This is a genomic window from Anaerosporobacter sp. (assembly GCF_031551385.1).
Lineage (GTDB): Bacteria > Bacillota > Clostridia > Lachnospirales > Lachnospiraceae > Anaerosporobacter.
In genome coordinates, this window is sequence record NZ_JAVBNS010000071.1 from 17,466 (window position 1) to 37,462 (window position 19,997).

Annotated in this window: 17 protein-coding genes and 1 other annotated feature; of the genes, 5 read left to right on the forward strand and 12 right to left on the reverse strand. The window is 34.9% G+C overall.

The annotated features are described in order from the left end of the window. Positions 1-126: 126 nt before the first annotated feature. The 3 genes from RMR19_RS07185 to proS form a co-directional block, all read right to left on the reverse strand. The gene (locus tag RMR19_RS07185) at positions 127-1,122 is read right to left on the reverse strand and encodes a CotS family spore coat protein (RefSeq protein WP_310602821.1); all 996 of its coding nucleotides are present in this window, start codon (positions 1,120-1,122) and stop codon (positions 127-129) included. 191 nt (positions 1,123-1,313) lie between these two features. Then, positions 1,314-2,729 (reverse strand): CCA tRNA nucleotidyltransferase, encoded by a 1,416-nt coding sequence (locus tag RMR19_RS07190; protein WP_310602822.1) that lies wholly within the window; start codon positions 2,727-2,729, stop codon positions 1,314-1,316. A 128-nt stretch (positions 2,730-2,857) separates the two neighbouring features. After that, a complete protein-coding gene (gene proS / locus RMR19_RS07195; RefSeq protein ID WP_310602823.1) occupies positions 2,858-4,291 on the reverse strand; it encodes a proline--tRNA ligase in 1,434 nt (477 codons plus the stop codon). Positions 4,292-4,442: 151 nt separating this feature from the next. Next, positions 4,443-4,648, reverse strand: a binding site (T-box leader). A gap of 238 nt (positions 4,649-4,886) precedes the next feature. On the opposite strand from proS, the gene RMR19_RS07200 reads away from it, so the two are divergent. Beyond that, entirely contained in the window at positions 4,887-5,120 is a 234-nt protein-coding gene (locus RMR19_RS07200) for a hypothetical protein (RefSeq protein WP_310602824.1), read from the forward strand. Then, positions 5,104-5,355 (forward strand): type II toxin-antitoxin system RelE family toxin, encoded by a 252-nt coding sequence (locus tag RMR19_RS07205; RefSeq protein ID WP_310602825.1) that lies wholly within the window; start codon positions 5,104-5,106, stop codon positions 5,353-5,355. The genes RMR19_RS07200 and RMR19_RS07205 overlap by 17 nt, the downstream gene beginning before the upstream one ends. A gap of 108 nt (positions 5,356-5,463) precedes the next feature. Here RMR19_RS07205 and RMR19_RS07210 read toward each other — a convergent pair whose 3' ends face one another. The 3 genes from RMR19_RS07210 to RMR19_RS07220 form a co-directional block, all read right to left on the reverse strand. Continuing rightward, complete coding sequence (locus tag RMR19_RS07210; RefSeq protein WP_310602826.1) at positions 5,464-5,655, reverse strand: heavy-metal-associated domain-containing protein; 192 nt, start codon at positions 5,653-5,655, stop codon at positions 5,464-5,466. Between the two features lie 87 nt (positions 5,656-5,742). Further along, on the reverse strand, positions 5,743-6,069 hold the full coding sequence (locus RMR19_RS07215) for a metal-sensing transcriptional repressor (RefSeq protein ID WP_331654665.1): 327 nt from the start codon (positions 6,067-6,069) through the stop codon (positions 5,743-5,745). A gap of 104 nt (positions 6,070-6,173) precedes the next feature. After that, complete coding sequence (locus tag RMR19_RS07220) at positions 6,174-8,438, reverse strand: heavy metal translocating P-type ATPase (RefSeq protein ID WP_310602827.1); 2,265 nt, start codon at positions 8,436-8,438, stop codon at positions 6,174-6,176. 330 nt (positions 8,439-8,768) lie between these two features. On the opposite strand from RMR19_RS07220, the gene RMR19_RS07225 reads away from it, so the two are divergent. Continuing rightward, complete coding sequence (locus RMR19_RS07225; RefSeq protein ID WP_310602828.1) at positions 8,769-9,866, forward strand: HD-GYP domain-containing protein; 1,098 nt, start codon at positions 8,769-8,771, stop codon at positions 9,864-9,866. A 140-nt stretch (positions 9,867-10,006) separates the two neighbouring features. Here RMR19_RS07225 and RMR19_RS07230 read toward each other — a convergent pair whose 3' ends face one another. The 4 genes from RMR19_RS07230 to RMR19_RS07245 form a co-directional block, all read right to left on the reverse strand. Next, positions 10,007-11,305: a UDP-N-acetylglucosamine 1-carboxyvinyltransferase gene (locus RMR19_RS07230; protein ID WP_310602829.1), complete on the reverse strand. Its 1,299-nt coding sequence runs from the start codon at positions 11,303-11,305 to the stop codon at positions 10,007-10,009. A gap of 105 nt (positions 11,306-11,410) precedes the next feature. Beyond that, entirely contained in the window at positions 11,411-11,911 is a 501-nt protein-coding gene (locus RMR19_RS07235; protein WP_310602830.1) for a shikimate kinase, read from the reverse strand. Positions 11,912-12,005: 94 nt separating this feature from the next. Then, positions 12,006-13,862: an ATP-dependent nuclease gene (locus RMR19_RS07240; RefSeq protein ID WP_310602831.1), complete on the reverse strand. Its 1,857-nt coding sequence runs from the start codon at positions 13,860-13,862 to the stop codon at positions 12,006-12,008. Positions 13,863-13,901: 39 nt separating this feature from the next. After that, positions 13,902-14,510, reverse strand: a complete 609-nt coding sequence (locus RMR19_RS07245) for a flavin reductase family protein (RefSeq protein ID WP_310602832.1) — start codon at positions 14,508-14,510, stop codon at positions 13,902-13,904. Positions 14,511-14,666: 156 nt separating this feature from the next. Between RMR19_RS07245 and RMR19_RS07250 the strand changes: the two genes are divergently transcribed. Beyond that, the gene (locus tag RMR19_RS07250; protein WP_310602833.1) at positions 14,667-15,011 is read left to right on the forward strand and encodes an Ig-like domain-containing protein; all 345 of its coding nucleotides are present in this window, start codon (positions 14,667-14,669) and stop codon (positions 15,009-15,011) included. Positions 15,012-15,095: 84 nt separating this feature from the next. Here the strand turns inward: RMR19_RS07250 and RMR19_RS07255 are convergent, their stop codons facing one another. Then, a complete protein-coding gene (locus RMR19_RS07255; RefSeq protein ID WP_310602834.1) occupies positions 15,096-17,033 on the reverse strand; it encodes a [Fe-Fe] hydrogenase large subunit C-terminal domain-containing protein in 1,938 nt (645 codons plus the stop codon). A 279-nt stretch (positions 17,034-17,312) separates the two neighbouring features. Between RMR19_RS07255 and RMR19_RS07260 the strand changes: the two genes are divergently transcribed. Then, on the forward strand, positions 17,313-18,257 hold the full coding sequence (locus tag RMR19_RS07260) for an AEC family transporter (RefSeq protein ID WP_310602835.1): 945 nt from the start codon (positions 17,313-17,315) through the stop codon (positions 18,255-18,257). Positions 18,258-18,315: 58 nt separating this feature from the next. Here the strand turns inward: RMR19_RS07260 and RMR19_RS07265 are convergent, their stop codons facing one another. Continuing rightward, positions 18,316-19,983 carry a putative manganese-dependent inorganic diphosphatase gene (locus tag RMR19_RS07265; protein ID WP_310602836.1) on the reverse strand — a complete coding sequence of 556 codons (1,668 nt, stop codon included), beginning with the start codon at positions 19,981-19,983 and terminating at the stop codon, positions 18,316-18,318. Positions 19,984-19,997: the final 14 nt, after the last annotated feature.

Genomic DNA, 19,997 nt, shown 5'->3' on the forward strand with positions numbered 1-19,997 from the left:
ACGATATATAGCTTTTTGACTTATATACTATACAATAATCCTTGAGAAAAATCAAGTACATTTCAAGAAGGTTATACAACAAAAAACTACCGTACATCTTCCAACATACGATAGTTTTTCATCTTCTTATATTAATCTCTCTAACTGCTCTAAAAACGCTTCCTTATCTTTTGCCTGCTCTGACAGGTTCATTAGTTTTTGTATATTGCGCCTTGGAACCCATGATTTACGTGCATTATAGTAAAAGTTCGTTACTTTCCAGAACTTCTCTGGGTACAGTAATAGTACATACAATATCTTCAAGTCTTCTTTTGATATTGTTCTAACCTTATCATACTCCTCAATAATTAAATTACCATATGTAACATTCCAATTGTTCTTCTCCATGACTTTACGGATGAAGCAGTACAAATCTAGCATCTGAACGCCCACACAAACTTTTTCAAAATTTGTCGTAGCGATGCTATCTGAACGCATTAATATATTATGGTAAATGTAATTACCATGGCACATCGTATTATTTGTAATACATTGCTTTAATAGATTCTCATAATCTGATTTTTTCTGAATTTCGAGAGCTGTTACTCCTTGCTCGTAAAATTTGTTGTACACATTAAGAAAACATACTTCAAACTCATTTTTCTGCTTCTTATCACGGATATATGCTCTTACTCTTCTCAGTTCTCTATTATGTTTGTCAAACTGAACCTCTAAGTTATGAATATATTTCGCATCTTGATCTTCAAGCCCGGTTTGAACATTTTGCATATAACTATGTAAATTAGCTAGATTTGCAGAAGCCGCTATAATGTCTCTCTCCTCACGAAGGTTGCATTCGTCTCCATTAAACCAATCCTTAATTATGTACTTTGTCCCCATTGAATCAGTTGTAATAAGTTCTCCGTTTTGATTTCGCAAATATAAATCAATATTCGCATATCCTGTTTTGCGTAGATGCTCCTTAACTGATTGTTCAAATTCCACCTTACTCTCTGAACCTTCATAGCTTCTATATAGTTTCAAACCTTGATCGGTTTCTAATATATATGCACCCCTTACACGATATACATTACGGATTGCCATATTGTACTGCTTCCAGATTTCCTCGTGTCTATCTTCCACATTTAGCCCTCCTAATCAGTTAACTAAAACACCCATTTGTGGATGTCTTTCTTGTTAATCTTATGAGACAAATACCTATTATAGAAGCTTAATTTTTAAATAATTCTGAAAGTTTTTAGTCATAAATTGAAAAATAAATAGAGCTAGTATAAACTGGACGTATTCGCCAATTTTATACCAACTCTACTTTATTAATCTTTCTTCTGTTGTTGTAACACTAACTTCGCATATTCAAGCAAGAACTCTTTCTTATTGTCTTCTGGCTTTTCTAATACATGGTGTAATAATTGATTTAAGACCATTCCTAGCATCTTTCCTTGTTCCAAACCTATCTCCATCAAATCTTTTCCTGTTACGGCTAAGTCCTTTAAACATAGGCAATCTTCTGCTTCACAGATTTCTCTATATACTTCTTTCACTTGATATAGTTCTTTCAAGCGAGATTCACAAGCAGTTTTTGCATGTGCTAAGGAATCCGCTTCCTTTACCAAAAACAATAGTTCCATCAATTCTACACCTATTTTATTTGCCGCTTTACGAAGTTTCATCTTATCCGCTGTTAATGGATAATCATGATATTTAATCAACGCTATCGCTGTATCAATTGTATAGTTATCACACTTGAGTCTTTGAAGTATTTTCTTCGCTAAGATAGAACTTTCCTCTGCATGCCCATAGAAATGATCTGCTCCGTTCTTATCTGTTGTTATTTTGTTCGGTTTTCCGCAATCATGCAGCAACATAGTAAAACAAAGAATTGTTTGCAGTTTATGGTCTAAAGAAAACTCCTGTTGCTCCTTTGCATCTTCCACGTAAGGAACAGTACCGAATAATTTCTGCATTGCCTGTATTGCTACAACACAATGTTCTCCTACACCATAGATATGGGATGACATATTCTGCGGAGTCGCCATCATCTTATCAAACTCTGGAATAACAATATCTGTTATTCCAAGTCTGTAAGCATGTATTAGTTTTTCAGGATGTTTCGAGAGTAAGAGTTTTTCTAGTTCTACGCGGATTCTCTCTGCACTTATATTACTTAAGAACTTTACTTTTTTCTCTATTGCTGTTTCTGTTTCTGCATCAATCGTAAAATCAAGCTGTGCTGCAAATCGAATCGCTCGCAGTATTCGTAGTGCATCTTCATCAAAACGTTCCTCTGCATCTCCAACACATCGAATCACTTTCCTATTAATGTCGCCCAAACCATCGAATTTATCAACAATTCCATCTTGCTCATTGTATGCCATTGCATTAATTGTAAAGTCTCGTCGTTTCAGATCTTCAACTAGATTTGAAGTGAATTCAACGTTCTTTGGATGACGATTATCTTCATATTCCCCATCGATTCGATATGTTGTCACTTCAAACCCTTCTTTATCAAGCATAATCGTTACTGTTCCATGCTCAATTCCAGTATCTATCGTTCTTCGAAACAAGCTCTTTACTTGCTCCGGTTTCGCTGAAGTTGTGATATCCCAGTCTCCCGGTATGCGTCCTAATATACTATCACGTACACAACCGCCTACTGCATACGCTTCAAAACCATGACTTACAAGTGTCTGGATAATCTCTTGCACTTTCTCTGGCATTTGAATTATCATACTATGTCCCTGCGTATATCAAATCTACTAAAACAAATATTTTGTTAAGCAGACAGCTTGTACGCTTCCTTTCCTAATATTCTAGGACGATGATGAGTTAAACCTCATCTTAAGGTTGCTTCATCTTCCTAGTATGCTTTACCCCAGTAAACCAAAGATTGTGCCTTTTTACCACAACATACACAATTATCGCTAATGTGTTCTTGTTTAAATGGCATACAACGTGATGTTGCACCTGTCTTCTCTTTGATTTCATCTTCACATGCTTGATCTCCACACCACATTGCTTTCACAAAACCTGGTTTACTTGCAACTGTTTCAGTGAATTCTTCCATAGAATGTGCTTCATACGTATGAGCATCTCGATGATTTCTTGCACGTTCTAACATTTCAACTTGCATTGCTTCTAATACTTCAGCTATCTTACTATCAATTTCATCTAAAGATACAACAATCTTTTCTCTCGTATCTCTTCTTACGATAACAGCTTGGTTTGCTTCGATATCTTTTGGTCCGATTTCTATACGAACTGGAACACCACGCATCTCTTGCTCACTGAACTTCCAACCTGGTCCTTTATCCGAATCATCTACTTTAACAGAAAATCCCTTTAATTTTTCTTTTAACTCTGCTGCTTTTTCCAATACACCTTCCTTATGTTGTGCAATTGGAATAATCATTACTTGTACTGGTGCAATTCTTGGTGGTAATACAAGACCACTGTCATCACCATGTACCATGATTACTGCTCCGATAAGACGAGTTATCATACCCCATGAAGTTTGGTGTACATATTGTAGTTTGTTTTCTTTATCTGTATATTGAATTTCAAATGCTTTCGCAAATCCATCTCCGAAGTTATGGCTTGTTCCTGATTGAAGCGCTTTACCATCATGCATTAATGCTTCAATTGTGTATGTTGCTTCTGCTCCAGCGAATTTTTCTTTATCTGTTTTACGTCCTCTTACCATAGGAATCGCTAATACATTTTCACAGAAGTCGGCATATAAATTAAGCATTTGAATTGTTCTCTCTTCTGCTTCTTCTGCTGTTGCATGTGCTGTATGACCTTCTTGCCATAAGAATTCTAGTGAACGAAGAAATGGTCTTGTTGTCTTTTCCCAACGTACTACAGAACACCATTGGTTATATAATTTAGGAAGGTCACGGTAAGATTGAATGATATTAGAATAAAAATCACAGAATAATGTTTCTGATGTTGGTCTTACACATAATCTTTCTTGTAATGGTTCTAATCCACCATGTGTTACCCAAGCAACTTCTGGTGCAAAACCTTCTACATGATCCTTTTCCTTTTGTAATAAACTCTCTGGAATAAACATTGGCATATATACATTCTCAACGCCTGTTTCTTTAAAGCTAGCATCTAATTGTTTCTGTATATTTTCCCAAATTGCATATCCTGCTGGACGTAAAATCATACAACCACGAACACTTGAATAGTCAATAAGCTCTGCCTTCTTTACAACATCCGTATACCATTGTGCGAAATCCACTTCCATCGAAGTAATCGCTTCTACTAATTTCTTTTCCTTTGCCATGTTATCTCTTTCTCCTTTTTTGTGATTGTAGTGAATTAGATTACCATCCGGTTCCAAATCACTAAATGAATTGACAACTTAACTTTTAGGCTTATCTTATTTAAGAATAGTACTAAATACTTTTCTATAAAACAAAAAAGCCCTCAAGTCCACAAGGGACCGAAAGACTTCGGCGGTACCACCCTAATTAACAACAAAAATGTTGTTCTCCTTTACACCCTTTAACGCAGTGCCTACGCCACACTTTCATATGGAACTCCAAGGTAGGTTCTATTAGATAAATATAAGAAAGTCTCACCATTCTTTCTCTCTCTGTGATATTCATTCTAATATACTAATCCTCTTCACGGTCTCAAAATCAACGCTAACGTTGACTTACTGTAACTTTGATTGTAAAAGAGTTTTTTTGTTTTGTCAAGCGATAAAAATCATCACAAGACTATGGTCTGCATTCTGTTGCTGTAAACAAAAACAACCTTTTAGATATGGCAACCAAAGGTAACTGCACCTTGAAAACTGAATAGCCTTTACACTTTTAAACATAATATGATATACTTATATTAGTAAATCAATTATATCAAAAGGATGTGGTAATATGAGTAATAAAGAGGTTGCAAAAAGCATTATCGACAAAATACCAGATTATAAAATTCCCTATATTGTTTCTTTTCTAAAAGGGTTTCAACTTGATGATGAAATAGAAGATGATTTATTTTGTATGCGAATGGCGAATGATTATCTAAATGATGATGACCCCGAAAAACATGAAAGTATTTCTTTTGAAGATTTAGTGAAAGAATTGGGATTAGAAGATGAAGTATACAATTAAGATTGAAAAAAAGGCAATGAAATTCATCAAAAAGCAATCAAAAGAAAAAGCATCTCATATTTTGAAAGCAATTTATCAGTTACCAAATGGTGATACAAAGCCCATACAAGGGCATAAAGAGCTTTATCGGTTACGTGTAGGTGATTTTAGAATCATTTACACTATTGATAATGGTCAATATATAATCTGTGTCATTGACGCAAACAATAGAGGAGATATTTATAAAAGATACTAAAAACCAAAATTGCCAAAGCAGGATATCAGTCCTTTGCTTTGGCAATTTCTTAAACAATTAAATTGAGTTTTCGCTCAACAATTCCAAGCGATAAAAATCATCACAAACCTACTCTTCTTCCGCTGTGAATCCGATATCGTCCATCTCTTCAATCGCTTTTGCAACGTCACTAGCATTTTCGATTGTAACTGTCTTATTATCTAATTGAATACTATGTGCAATTCCTGCCTCTGTTAATACCGTATCAATTCTACCTACGCAATGGTTACAGCTCATTTCTTTTACTTTTAATGTTGTCATATCCTTCATCCTTTCTATATCTTGCTCTTATATTTTTTGAATTTATTATTCATGCTTTTTCACAAGTGATGTCTGCCAAATGCAGAGTTACTTCATCACCTTCTGAATCGTAGACAATAACTCATCAATTACTTCCTCATTGCCTTCTCGAATATTATCTACAACACAAGTTTTAATATGATTGCTCAATAGCACTTTATTAAAGCCATTAAGTGCTGCCTGTATCGCTGTTACTTGTGTAAGGATATCTACACAGTAAGATTCCTTTTCAACCATGCCTTTAATTCCACGAATCTGCCCTTCTATTCGGTTTAAGCGATTCATAAGATTTCTGTATTCCTTATCATCTCTGTGTTTCGTCTTACACGAGCCACATTCTTTATTACAAGAGCAATCCTCCATCTTTACACCCATGTATATCGCAAGCTTGCTTGCGATACTGCTCTAATAAAATGGTTGAAAGAATCAACGAGCTACATGATTCCTTTACTTTTATTTTCTTTCAACCCTATTCTCGTTTATAATTTCTTCATTCGAAGTCTAAGTGCATTACCAACTACGCAAACTGAACTTAATGACATTGCAAAACCTGCAATCATTGGACTAAGTAATGTCTGATTTAATCCATAGAATACACCTGCGGCAATTGGGATACCAATCATGTTATAGAAGAATGCCCAGAATAGATTCTGTTTTATATTTCGTATTGTTAGTTTACTTAGACGAATTGATTTGTATACATCTTGCAAACCTGATTTCATCAATACGATATCTCCAGACTCAATCGCTACATCACTTCCACTACCAATTGCAACACCAATATCAGCTTGAACTAACGCTGGGGCATCATTAATTCCATCTCCTACCATCATAACAACATTGTTGTTTTTCTGCAAGTTTGCTACAACATCTGCTTTATCAGCTGGTAACACTTCTGCAACTACCTCATCAACATGAACTTGTTTGCCAATATGCTCGGCTGTCAGCTTGTTGTCTCCTGTTAGCATATATACTTTAATGCCTAACTTTTTAATCTGTTCAATGGCTTCTATACTTGTATCCTTAATGGTATCCGCTACACCGATAATTCCAACTAACATAGTATCAATCGCTACAAACATCGGCGTTTTTGCTTCATTTGCCAAACGGTTTGCTTCTTCCCTATATTGTTCTAGCGCAATGTTGTAATCTGTTATCATTCTTTCATTTCCAATAATAATCTTCGAACCATTTTCAAATTCTGCCTCTACACCTTTACCACTTATATTCTGAAATTCCTTTACTGTAAAACGTTTTGACTGTATCAATGTATCTAATGTGGGATTCTCATGTATTAATTCTTTGGCCCTATTCACAATTGCTTTCGCTAGTGGATGATCGGAAACTGCTTCTACTCTAGAAGCTATTACTAGTAATTCGTTTTGCTCGTAGGAATTACTAATCACATCAGTGACTTGTGGCTTTCCGTTCGTAATTGTTCCGGTCTTATCTAGTACAACAACGTCAACCTTGTGCGTTGTCTCTAATGCTTCTCCACTCTTAATTAATATTCCGTTACTCGCTCCAAGACCAGTTCCAACCATAATTGCCGTTGGTGTTGCCAGTCCCAGCGCACAAGGACACGCAATTACTAATACTGATACAAATATCTTTAATACAAATGCAAATTCATATCCAAGAACCAACCAAACAATCGCTGCCACAACTGCAATTGTTATAACTGTTGGTACAAAAATTCCTGCTACTTTATCTGCGATCTTGGCAATTGGTGCTTTCTTTGATTGTGCATCTTCAATTAATTTGATAATCTTTGATAACGTTGTATCTTCACCAGTTCTTGTAACTTTCACATACATTACACCATTATAGTTAATACTTCCACCAATCACTTCATCGGATACTTGCTTTTCAACAGGAATACTCTCCCCTGTTAACATCGATTCATCTACACTACTGCTTCCCGATGTTACAATACCATCCATAGGTACTTTACTTCCTGGTTTAATCACAACGATATCACCAACGCTTAACTGTCCAATAGATATCACCTCTTCTACACCATCTACAATTCTACAAGCAGTATCTGGCGTTAGCTCTAGCAACTTCTTAATCGCTCCAGAAGTTTTACTTCGGCTTCTCTTTTCCATATACTTACCTAGCATAATTAGTGTAACTACAACTGCTGCTGATTCATAATATAGATTGTGTACTGCGTGCGTGTCTGTTGGTATCTTAATTGTCATAACCAAACTATAGAGGAATGCACTTGTCGTTCCTATTGCAACAAGAGAATCCATATTCGGATTTCCTCTAAATAAAGTACGAAATCCCACGATATAGAAGTTTCGTCCAAGATAGAGAATTGGAATTGTAAGTAGTAACTGCGCAATTGCAAAATTCAATGGTCTTTCCATACTTATAAATTCCGGAACATATACTTCAAACGGTAACATATGTCCCATAGACAGATAAAGTAGTGGAATTGCTAATATTATCGCTCCTATCAAACGCCTTTTTGCAACATGTAGCTGCTCTTCCTCTTGCTCAAAAATCTGTTCCTCACTACTACTCTCTATATCTTTTGGTTGAAATCCAGCTTTTACAATCTTCTCTTTAATCGTATCTACCGTGATTTGCTTCTCATCATATATAATTCGTGCTTTACCCGTTGTTAGGTTTACTTCACAAGTTTCTACTCCCTGCTGTTTATTAACAACACGCTCTACTCCACTACTACATGCAGCACATGTCATTCCATCAACTTGAAGTGTTGTCTCTTTCATACATTCACCTATGCTTTCGCATTCTATCCTTTCTTTTAAATATATCACTATAAAACTATGGTTTTTAGCTTATAATAATAAACTGTCATTTTTATACCCCCTAGGGGTATCTTTATAGTACACCAAATCTCCATTTTCGTCAATTACTATTTTTTTTAGCACGAAAACACTGTTTTATTTAGTTGCAATAGGATATATTTCCTATGTTTTATGCTGTTTTTGTATGCTCATTTTATTGACTTTTCGTTTTAATATTTCTATACTATAGATAACAAATTTTTTACATAAAAACGATTTAAGTTCGTGTTTTACTATGAGAGGTGATGAACTATGAAATTCAAAAGCATTTTTTTAAGCAAAGCAGTCCCAGGTATGACTCTCGCCAGAGATATTTTAGATTTTTCTGGTCACATATTAGTAGCTAGAGATACTATTTTGACTGATAAAATTATAACCAAGTTACAATTTTATTCCATTCAGAGTCTTACTGTTCGCATTGATGAACAAGGAAACATCACTACGGATGCTGTTCCAATGGATAGCATTTCACAAGAATCCCATCTTTCTAACATTCGTGATACAGAGGAGTTCGCTCAATTTCAGAAGAAATTCTACGGTTGTGTAGAATATTTTCAGAATTACCTTAATAACGTAATTCATAACGATGCTCCCCTTGACGTAGCAAACTTGCTTCACTTTACAAATGATATATTAGAAACTTCAAGAAATATGATTCATCTTTTTGATATGCTAAATTGCATGAGAAACTATGATGATAATACGTATACTCATTGTGTAAACGTTGCCTTGATTTGTCACGTTTTCGGAAACTGGATAAAACTTCCACAAGAAGAGCTAGAAGTTCTTACTTTATGTGGATTGTTTCATGATATCGGCAAATTAGAGATTCCCCAATCTATTATTATGAAACCAGACAAGCTTACTGAGGACGAATACAATGTCGTTAAGAAACATACGTTAATTGGGTATGAGCTTTTAAAAGATAAGAATATTGATGAGCGAATTAAAACGGCGGCTCTTATGCACCACGAACGACTAGATGGTTCTGGTTACCCACATCAATTAAATAGTACTTCTATTGAAAACTTTGCTCGTATCGTTTCTATAGCAGATGTATATGATGCCCTAACTTCCAAACGAGTATACCGTGATCCTCTCTGTCCATTTGAAGTATTGCATATATTCGAACAGGAAGGCTATACGAAATACGACCCTGCATACTTAGTTGTTTTCTTCGAGCAAATGTTTCAAACTTATGTGATGAATACCGTTCGTTTGAGTGATGGCTCTGAAGGAATGATTATTATGTTAAACAAACATTCTTTAGCAAATCCTGTTGTACAAGTAGGAAACCAATTCATTGATTTATCAAAGAACAAATCTCTATCGATTCAAGCAATTATATAATAATGCAAGGGTCAGAAGGTCATACGTTTCATGCTTGCATGAAAAAGTATGACTTTAAGACCCACAAAACATAAAAAAGCTGCTATCTTGATTACTCCATACTAGGAGCTACTCAAGATAGCAGCTTTTTATTCTATCACTTAGCCTACTTTTAGTTTGAATTTCATAATTGCTTTTTCATCTTCTACATCTACTTTTTCCATATCTGCTCCAAGATCTTGCATCTTACGTTCAAAATCCTCGTAACCACGTTCAATGTATTGGATTTGATCAACAATAGTAAATCCGTCAGCAACTAATCCTGCTGTTACTAATGCTGCACCAGCACGTAAATCAGGGGCACTAACAATTGCACCAGTTAATTTTTCTACACCAGTGATAATTGCACTATTGCCTTCTACTTTGACAGTTGCACCCATACGTGCAAGTTCATCAACGTATTTTAAACGGTTTTCAAATATACTCTCTGTAACAATACTTGTTCCATTCGATAACGCAAGTAATGTTGCGATTTGAGGTTGCATATCCGTAGGGAATCCTGGATATGGTAATGTTTTTACATGGGTATTACCTAAACGAGACGTTGCTTTTACTAATACAGCATCATCAAGCTCTTCCACGGTAGCACCAATCTCTATCAGTTTTGCTGTAATTGCTTCAAGATGCTTAGGAATAACGTTCTTAACAAGAACTTCTCCTCTTGTTGCTGCAGCTGCTAACATAAATGTTCCTGCTTCAATCTGGTCCGGAATAATTGAATACTCTGTTCCGTGTAATTTCTCAACACCTTTGATACGAATAATATCCGTTCCAGCACCTTTGATATTTGCTCCCATACTATTTAAGAAGTTTGCAACATCAACAATATGTGGTTCTTTTGCTGAGTTTTCAATAATTGTTTTTCCTTCAGCCATACACGCTGCAAGCATGATATTAATTGTAGCACCAACACTAACTACATCAAGATAGATATGATTTCCATCTAATTTGTCTGCCTTTGCATGTATCATTCCATATTCAATCTTTACAGACGCACCAAGAGCTTCAAATCCCTTGATATGCTGGTCAATCGGTCTACTACCTATATTACAACCACCAGGCAATGCAACTTGCGCTTGATTGTATTTTCCTAATAGTGCGCCTAATAAATAGTACGAAGCACGGATTTTACGAATATATTCGTAATCAATGCTAATACTACTTATTTGACCACCACTTATTTTAACTACATGTTCACTTACACGCTCTACTTTCGCGCCAATTCCTTCTATTGCTTGTAACATAACATTTATATCGCGTACATTTGGTAAATTCTCTATTGTAACTGTTTCATCTGTCATTATTGCTGCTGCTAAAATCCCTAAAGCGGCATTTTTAGCGCCACCTATTGTAACTTCTCCATGAAGCGGTTTCCCACCCTTTATAATAAATTGCTCCATAACACACCTCTATTGTTTCCTATTTGAACTACCTAGTAACGGTAATATTTCGGCACAGTTTCCCATTTTCTAAATTTTTCACATATATGATTATACCATAAACTCTTAATTTGTAAACATAAGATTACAAATTGCCTGAACCAATCCCTCTGCGTCCATACCTTCTGCGTCTAAAATATGATGACTATACTTCTCATATAATGGACATCGCTCCTCATATAGCCCTTTTAAATCCTGTCCTTTTTTGAGCACCACACCCCTTTGTTTTATATTACCAAGCCTGTTTGTTAGTGTTTCATAGCTTAGCTTTATGTAAACGACAGTTCCTATCTCTCGTAAGTGCTCCATTGCCTCTTTACCATAGATTACACTACCACCAGTGGCAATTACAGATTCCTCTGCCTCTACGGAAGCATTTACTTGGTTCTCAATCTCTATAAAAGCATCTAATCCCTTTGTTGCAATAATCTCATGTAATAAACTCTTTTCTCTTTTCTGTATAAGTAAATCGGAATCAATGAACTGATATCCTAAAACTTTTGCTAATATTACACCTGCCGTACTTTTCCCTGCCCCTGGCATTCCTACTAATACAATATTATTCATATCTTCCTCCATATTATTTTTCTTTAGAATTTTAGTATACCCACAATCCAAACTGACTATTGCTAATACTAATTATTAAAAAATGTATCATTTACTACTTTCTTCTATTTTCAAAATATACAAATGAATCTATCGCATCCAAAATATCCTTGAATGTATCTCTAGGAGCATAATCAATATATCTTTGTAAAATCTCAATTTGAGCATCTCCACGGTAGCGGCCATAGAAGATGTCAAACAGATTATGCCCACGAACATATGTCTTAATTAATTCCATGTTTGGTTTTAAATCATTCTTATTATTGATACGAAGATTAAAATTCTTAATTAATCGTTTTGTACTTCCTAATTTATAAAGATAATCTTTCCACTTCGTATAAAGAATATTATAAAACTCTTCTTCACTCTTCACAACACCTATTTTTGTCATAATCTTAGGATCAAGAAAATAATTTTCAAATGAGTAGTATTTTAGTATCAATACATTCTTTGGTGTCACATGAGGTAACTTATCCACATCTTCTGTCGCTCTTTGGCGATAGTAGCTACAGAGCTGTTTTACTAGATGTTTTGGATTCTTACCATCACTATCTCGCACCATAAGGAACTGATCCTTTAGGTACAACTGATTAATATATTTTAAATTCGCATAGGTCTTAATATTCGTACAGCTATTCGTAGTGATGATTGAAATTCTTTGCAACTTTCCTGTATCATCATAGATTTCTGAATAATATTTTTCTAAAAGCATCGGTAATCTACTACTATCTTGCTTTCCTTCTACGATAAACACAAAATTCACATTCATCATATCATTCGCTGTATACCCTAAATCATCAAGGATTTCATCGATATCTGCATCTTCTCGTACCGTTGTATAATGTTCATTATCAAGAAGAACTTGTTTGATCTGCTTTTGTGAAAAATTAAAAATCAAATTAGGTGAATGTGTTGTAAACATAACTTGATTCTTCTTTGATAACTGATATAGGATCTCACTTGCCTGCTTCTGTAATTGTGGGTGAAGATAAATCTCCGGATCTTCAATCATAATAATGCATGGCAGTGTTGTTGTTTCATCTATATACGCTTGCAAAAGTGACAAGGCATAGATACTCTTAAGTCCCTCTCCTAACATGTCTAAATTGCCTTCTGTGCCACGTTCCTCATTGAAGATTTGCGTCTCAATCTTTAACATGTCCTCTACATTAAAATTAACCGTATAACGCACTCTCTGCGAAACACTTCCATTTTGATAAAAGTATTGATTCACTTTATCTGAAAACTGCTGTACATTCATATTATATAATTTATGTTCTAATAAACGTACCGTTTCATATACTGTTAATTCACTTGGATTTTTCTTAGATATCACACCTACACATTGAAAACAGCTTACACATGGTTTTGCTGAATCAAACATACATACATTTTCACGCAATCCTACTAAATCTTGTTTATCATACACAGCAAACACGTCATCTTGAATCATATCTGTATTCCTAGTATGATCAATAAAATAAATCTTAGGTGCAACAAGCTTAATGTACGTATTATTCTTCTTCACACCATCATTATACTTAATAATTCCACCTGGTGTTATCATGCATTGAAATGACAAAACTCCTTCTTGAAAAGATGGCAGTTTCATCATGAAATCTTTCTCCCACAAATCGTAACGTTTATAACGACTTACAACCCCCTTTTCGTGAAAGATCAGCAAGTCCTCTTCTGTTATTTCAACCTTTAAATCAATCAAAATCGGTTTATCAGACTGAATAAAATTCGATTTTGTTACTATATAATCTCCAGTAATTGCACGGATTGCATCTAATACTACCGTTTTTCCTGTATTGTTTTTCCCCACTAATATCAAAGCGTTTTCAACTTCGTTAATCGTCATATCTTTTATTACTTTAAAATTACGAATTCTAATGTAGCTGATTTTCATAAACCCAAATCTCCCGTCTCACTACTATTCTACTATTTTCTATTTCTGTCGCTTGCTTCTTTGTTTCGCTGCTGGCTTCTTACCCTTGTCTTTTTTCACGGAATAACCAAATGTACCAAGTAGATTTCCCAAATCATAATACTCCCCATGAGAATACACAATTGGTTTCGACTTGCTAAGCTCTAATTTCCCTTTTTCATTCAACAAAGAAGAATCAATTTGAATTGCCATAACATCCGCAAGAAACATATCATGGGAACCTAATTTAATAATTTCCCTTACTTTACATTCTATGTTGACAGGACTCTCTTTAATTCCTCGTACTTTTATTTTACTACTTTCTTGCAACGTTAGTCCCATTTCTTTAAACTTATCTACATCTCTTCCTGAACGAACGCCACAGTAATCTGTTGCCTTCACCAAATCCTTTGTCGTTAGATTAATAACGAATTCTTTTGACTTTTCTATCATTGCATAGGAATGGCGCTCTGGACGTACAGATATCGATACCATCGGTGGATTCGTACATACTGTACCTGCCCAAGCTACCGTAATTATATTCGGTTTTTCCTCTTCACTCTCACAACTTACCATTACAACAGGAAGTGGATAAAGCATATTTCCCGCTTTCCAAACTTCTTTCGACATATATCTAACATGCTCCTTTCAGCACAACCATTTATTCTTTACGTATAAGACTTTTATACGATTGACATTTTTCTCAAAAAAGATTACAATTTTAATAACTATTTTAGCACATCATAAGGTATTTTAACATAAATTTTTATATAAAGAGGTGATCCTATGGCTTCCAATTATTTAGACGTTGAAACAAACTCGGAAGATGTCAAGAAAAAGATTCGACAAGACATCAAATTCCGAACCAATCTTTTTGTTTGGAAAGTAAAATTCAACACCCCATTAAATCCAAAATCGGTTAATAATGTAAATCTCTATGTTACAAATCAAAATCAGGCTGTTCTTCGTACTTCTATCCGTTATGATACACTTAATAATACGATTGAAATAGAACCACTTGAACCATATTCACAAACAGATACTTACACCCTTAACGTTACAACAAAAGTGCAATCTAAAGGTGGCAAGAATCTTCGTACCCCACTTAAGATCAATTTTAAAATGGGCTAATAATAGTAGATTATGTTTAATAGAAAAAGGCAACACACTTTGCAATTTTTTGCTCAAGTTGTTGCCTTTTATTGTTACTGTTCTTTATTCAAGCAGGTTATTTATCTTTGTCCTTAATGTTCCTGCTACTGCATTCATCACATCTGTTGATGCTGCTATTTCTTCTGAACTTGCTGCAAGATTTTCAATTCTTTCATTTACTTTATCTATTACTTGAATTAAGTTATCCGCCTCGCCTACAAGAATTGCAAGGGCATTGCTTATCTCTACTTTATTCGTATTACTATCAATTGCCGCTTCTTTACTTGAATCCGATAGGTTCTTGATTTCATTCGCTACTACTGCAAATCCTCTTCCTGCGGTTCCTGCCCTAGCAGCCTCAATGGAAGCGTTCAGGGACAATAGATTCGTCTTTGCTGCAATCTTTGTTATATCATTATTATTCTGTTCAAGATCTGTTAACAATTCCTCTATTACTGTAAACGATTTCTTTAACTGTGTACAAAACTCTACTACATTTGACATAGAAGCATTGATTTGTATGCTTTCGTCTGCATTTGAATTATTCCCCTTTGCCATCTGCTCAATCGATTCATCAAGACTTTCAAAATCTTCTGCAACATTAGCAACCATACTCTTTATCTGAGCATTCTTGTCCCTCATCTGCTCATGTGCTATATGTATCTGTTGTGATTGCTCTTCTGTTTGAATCTTCTCTTGCTCTACTAATTCTTTTATATAATGTACACAAAAAGTTGGTTGGTTACAATCATTAAAGATTGCACATGCCATCTCTTTGCATGTCTGGTATCCACAAGCTCCACAATTGATTTCTTGCTTTTGCTTTGTATCCTTTTGCATCCTCTTATAGATTTGCTCATATTCGCTTGGCGTAGGATTCTTAAACGAACTCTCACTGCTTTTATCTGTATATTTTCGAAGAAAATCTTCAAGTTTTAAATCTTTGAACTTCTTATTTAATTCTTTTAATCTTTGCTCATGCTTTAGACCTGTGCAAAATGGCCCTTTCGTTCCAGGTTTTTTTGCTCTCTGGCTAATCTCTTTTAATTCATAGATTACGTCATCGTCATCTCTCTTTTCCTGCTCTATCGCAGAACCAAAGATACAACCACCACTACAATTCAATGCATCTACCATAAATGGCAATTTCTTGTTTTGCTCAATTCGTGCTTTATACTTCTGTAAATAACGATATGTATGATTTCCACCTTCTATTTGGCGAATTAATACTTCCCTACCACAGAACCAATTTACGTTTTCTTTCAAACCACCTGGCATTGGATAATAACTTCCAAGTCCATATTCTATTTCATCACGGTGTCTTTCACCTTTTATGTTTCGTTTCTTCATATAGCTCATAAGCCCTGAAAATGTCACATTATAATTGACATAGCCAAATGTATTCTTATCATCAATCTCTGCTTTTTTCGCTATACATGGACTTATAAATGCTAACTTATCTGATATGTTAAGGTATTTTTTTGCATATATTGCAGAACATAATAATGGAGATTGAACAGGCATCAATTTCGGTATAAGTTCTGGTATATAATGCTCAATATAGTTAACTACTGCTGGACAGGGTTGCGATATTCCTCCAACAAAATTGTTTTGTGTGATATATGATATGTACGCCCAAGTTGTGATATCTGCTCCAAAACTTACGCTAATCATACGGTTTACTCCCAACTTCTTCAAACCGCCTAATATACTCTCATATTCCTTCGGATAATTTGCCAAGAAAGCTGGTGCTATAAGAATAGATATCTTTTCTCCCCTTTTTAGATCTTCAAAAAATCGTTCTGTATCATCTCGGAACTCTCTTCCATCATGTTCACAGGCATTGACACATTCCCCACATGCAATGCAATTTTCTTCCATCGTTTGTATTTGGGCTTTGCCATCTATTATCTCTGCCTTATTCGCAGTTACAACGGGGCAAACCGATATACATTTGTTACATCCTATACAGTTACTGTTAGTCGATACTAGTCCTTTCATACGTCCTCCTATATTACAGTCCTTATTAATGTTTATTCCTTGTTAAAATTTTAGCAATTTCAGTCCATTTACTATTATAATAACAATTGCGCAACACATCAAGTATTAACTTAATTTTTATTGCAAATTGATACCGTTTTCCCAATTTTTCTAGTGCTTTCGTCCTATTTTTGCTTATTATCTCTGTAATAATTTTCATAATCATCTCTAATTTGACTTTAACAGCAATTCATGGTACTAATATATACGACATAAATTATATTATTATCGGAGGTTTCCATGAATAACTTTATCTTTAGTTTAAATGCTACTGTTCCTATCTTTCTTGTTATCTTGGTTGGCTGGATTCTTATGCAAAAGCATATGTTAACGGCAGACTTTACTTCTGTTGCAGATAAATTCGTATTTAAAATCGCACTACCTTGCCTCCTTTTTAAAGATATTGCAACTGCCAATATTAAGGAGACTTTCAATTTGAAGTTTGTACTTTTCTGTATGATTGTTACTACTATCATGTTCCTTTCTATTTGGTTCCTTACCGCCGTTTTCATGAAAGATGACACGATGAAAGGCGCATTTATACAAGCAAGTGCTCGTGGTAGCAGCGCAGTTCTAGGCATTGCCTTTGTACAAAATATCTATGGAAATTCTGGTATGGCACCTATGATGATTGTTGCCTCTGTTCCGCTTTATAATATATTTAGTGTTATTATTTTAACATTTAATGCTAATGATAATACCAAAGATACGAACAAAATTAAGACTGCATTTTTTAATATCTTAAAAAACCCTATTATTATATCTATATTCGTAGGATTGCTTTTTGCTCTTTTAGAAGTCTCTATTCCTACCATGTTTTTGAAAACGGTAACTAGTATTGCATCTACTGCAACACCACTTGCTTTACTTGTTGTTGGTGCTACATTCGAGGGCAAGAGAGCAATTCAAAAAATTAAGCCTACCATGCTTGCTACCTTTATCAAACTAATTCTCTTGCCTACTATTTTTCTTCCTATCGCATATCTTTGTGGTTTTCGCAATGGTGAGATGGTTGCCATCTTAGTTATGCTTGCATCTCCAACAACAGTTACTTGCTACATAATGGCTAAGAATATGAATAATGACGCCCTACTTTCCTCTAGCATCGTTGTAACGGCTACAATTTTCTCTTCTGTTACATTAACGATGTGGGTATATCTATTACGTAGTTTTGCCTTGATATAATGCAGGAAAGCCAGAAGCATCACATAAGATATGTGATTTGCTTCTGGCTTTATCTATACTAATTATTATCTTGTTGTAATGACATCATTAATAACGGAATTAACTGTTTCTTTCTTGATACAACACCCTCAAGAATTATCTTCTCATCTGGATTCTCTATATCAAATGCATTCTTCACAACTTCTTTTGCCCCATTCCCTTGTACAATAAGCTCTGTGGACTCTTGCAAAATGTTTGTTAGCATAAAGAACAACATCTCTACTCCATGATCTCTAAATGCTTTCTCCATATAAGGAACTAGTTTTCCCTTGATCTTCTCTAACTCTTCTTGATTCATTGCTGTAATTTGACCAACACCAAATGTTAAATCACTCGCTGTAAATTTCTTAAAATCTTGATAGAAGATTTCTTCTGGTGATTTACTTAGCAGATTACTGCCTGCTGTAAACATCTCTTGTGCAAATGAATCTATTTCAATTCCTGCTATTTCTGCTAAATTCTTAGCTGCCACCTCATCCACTGGTGTACAAGTTGGCGAACGAAATACTAATGTATCGGATAAGATTGCAGAACACAGTAAACCTGCAATTTCTTTTTCTATTGGAATATTATTCTCTTGGTACATCTGATATACAATTGTTGACGTACAACCAAGCGGTTGATTACGGAAAAATACTGGGCTCATCGTTTCAATACTACCGATACGGTGATGATCTATAATCTCAATAATTTCTGCATCTTCTAATCCATCTACTGCTTGTGAACGCTCACTATGATCCATAAGAATCAATTGCTTTCTCTTCGCATCTAACAGATTACGTCGGGAAATCATTCCTATGAATTCTCCCGTCTTCTTATCTAAGATAGGGAAATCACGATATCTCTTCTTCGCCATAATCGTTCTAATATCATCAATAAAATCTTCTGTTGTAAATGTTACCAACCCATCTTGCTTCATAAAGAAACTGATTGGCATACTCTGATTTACCAAACGGGCAACTGTATACGTATCGTGTGGTGTTTTAATAATGATGCATTCTTTATCTTGTGCTAGTTTTGTAATTGTTCTTGATACTGGTGCACCTTCACATACAATAATACATTTTGCATTCATCTCAATCGCACACAATTGTGATTCGTAACGATTTCCTAGAATAACGACATCATTCTCCTCAATGTAGTTTTCCATAAGGTCTGGATTTGCAGCCGCTATTAATACTTTACCTGATTCAATGATTTTATCCGGGTTACCAGCTACTAATTCCCCTTGCAAAGTATCTAATATATTAGCAATTGGTGTCTTTGCTACCGATAAAATTTTATTATCATATACATTCATATACGATTTCGTAATATCACCAATTGTAATAAGTCCAACAAGGTCTTTATCTGATTCAAGAACTGGCAACGTTACTACGCTATTCTCCGTCATCTTTTCCCATGCACGTCGAATAGAAACATCTCTATTAATTCCCCCGATTCTTCGAATCTCAATATCTTTAACTTGAGTACGAACATCTGGAAGATAACCTGGTTGATTAACTCCAAAGTAGCGAAGAACAAATTTGGTCTCCGAATTTACTTGACCTGCACGTTTCGCTTTGTATCTTTTTCCTGTTATTTTACGCTTCAAATCAGCATATGCAATTGCAGAACAAATAGAATCCGTATCTGGATTACAGTGTCCTATTACGTATATTATATTGTTCTTTTCTTCTTCAACCATAGATTTCCCCTCTA

Excerpts from the sequence above, each read along its gene's own strand:
- RMR19_RS07225 (WP_310602828.1), top strand. The coding sequence starts at position 8,769 with ATGAAATTCAAAAGCATTTTTTTAAGCAAAGCAGTCCCAGGTATGACT.
- RMR19_RS07255 (WP_310602834.1), bottom strand. The coding sequence starts at position 17,033 with ATGAAAGGACTAGTATCGACTAACAGTAACTGTATAGGATGTAACAAA.
- RMR19_RS07205 (WP_310602825.1), top strand. The coding sequence starts at position 5,104 with ATGAAGTATACAATTAAGATTGAAAAAAAGGCAATGAAATTCATCAAA.
- RMR19_RS07265 (WP_310602836.1), bottom strand. The coding sequence starts at position 19,983 with ATGGTTGAAGAAGAAAAGAACAATATAATATACGTAATAGGACACTGT.
- RMR19_RS07210 (WP_310602826.1), bottom strand. The coding sequence starts at position 5,655 with ATGACAACATTAAAAGTAAAAGAAATGAGCTGTAACCATTGCGTAGGT.
- RMR19_RS07245 (WP_310602832.1), bottom strand. The coding sequence starts at position 14,510 with ATGTCGAAAGAAGTTTGGAAAGCGGGAAATATGCTTTATCCACTTCCT.
- RMR19_RS07240 (WP_310602831.1), bottom strand. The coding sequence starts at position 13,862 with ATGAAAATCAGCTACATTAGAATTCGTAATTTTAAAGTAATAAAAGAT.
- RMR19_RS07220 (WP_310602827.1), bottom strand. The coding sequence starts at position 8,438 with ATGAAAGAGACAACACTTCAAGTTGATGGAATGACATGTGCTGCATGT.
- RMR19_RS07190 (WP_310602822.1), bottom strand. The coding sequence starts at position 2,729 with ATGATAATTCAAATGCCAGAGAAAGTGCAAGAGATTATCCAGACACTT.
- proS (WP_310602823.1), bottom strand. The coding sequence starts at position 4,291 with ATGGCAAAGGAAAAGAAATTAGTAGAAGCGATTACTTCGATGGAAGTG.
- RMR19_RS07260 (WP_310602835.1), top strand. The coding sequence starts at position 17,313 with ATGAATAACTTTATCTTTAGTTTAAATGCTACTGTTCCTATCTTTCTT.
- RMR19_RS07250 (WP_310602833.1), top strand. The coding sequence starts at position 14,667 with ATGGCTTCCAATTATTTAGACGTTGAAACAAACTCGGAAGATGTCAAG.
- RMR19_RS07235 (WP_310602830.1), bottom strand. The coding sequence starts at position 11,911 with ATGAATAATATTGTATTAGTAGGAATGCCAGGGGCAGGGAAAAGTACG.
- RMR19_RS07230 (WP_310602829.1), bottom strand. The coding sequence starts at position 11,305 with ATGGAGCAATTTATTATAAAGGGTGGGAAACCGCTTCATGGAGAAGTT.
- RMR19_RS07200 (WP_310602824.1), top strand. The coding sequence starts at position 4,887 with ATGAGTAATAAAGAGGTTGCAAAAAGCATTATCGACAAAATACCAGAT.
- RMR19_RS07215 (WP_331654665.1), bottom strand. The coding sequence starts at position 6,069 with ATGGGTGTAAAGATGGAGGATTGCTCTTGTAATAAAGAATGTGGCTCG.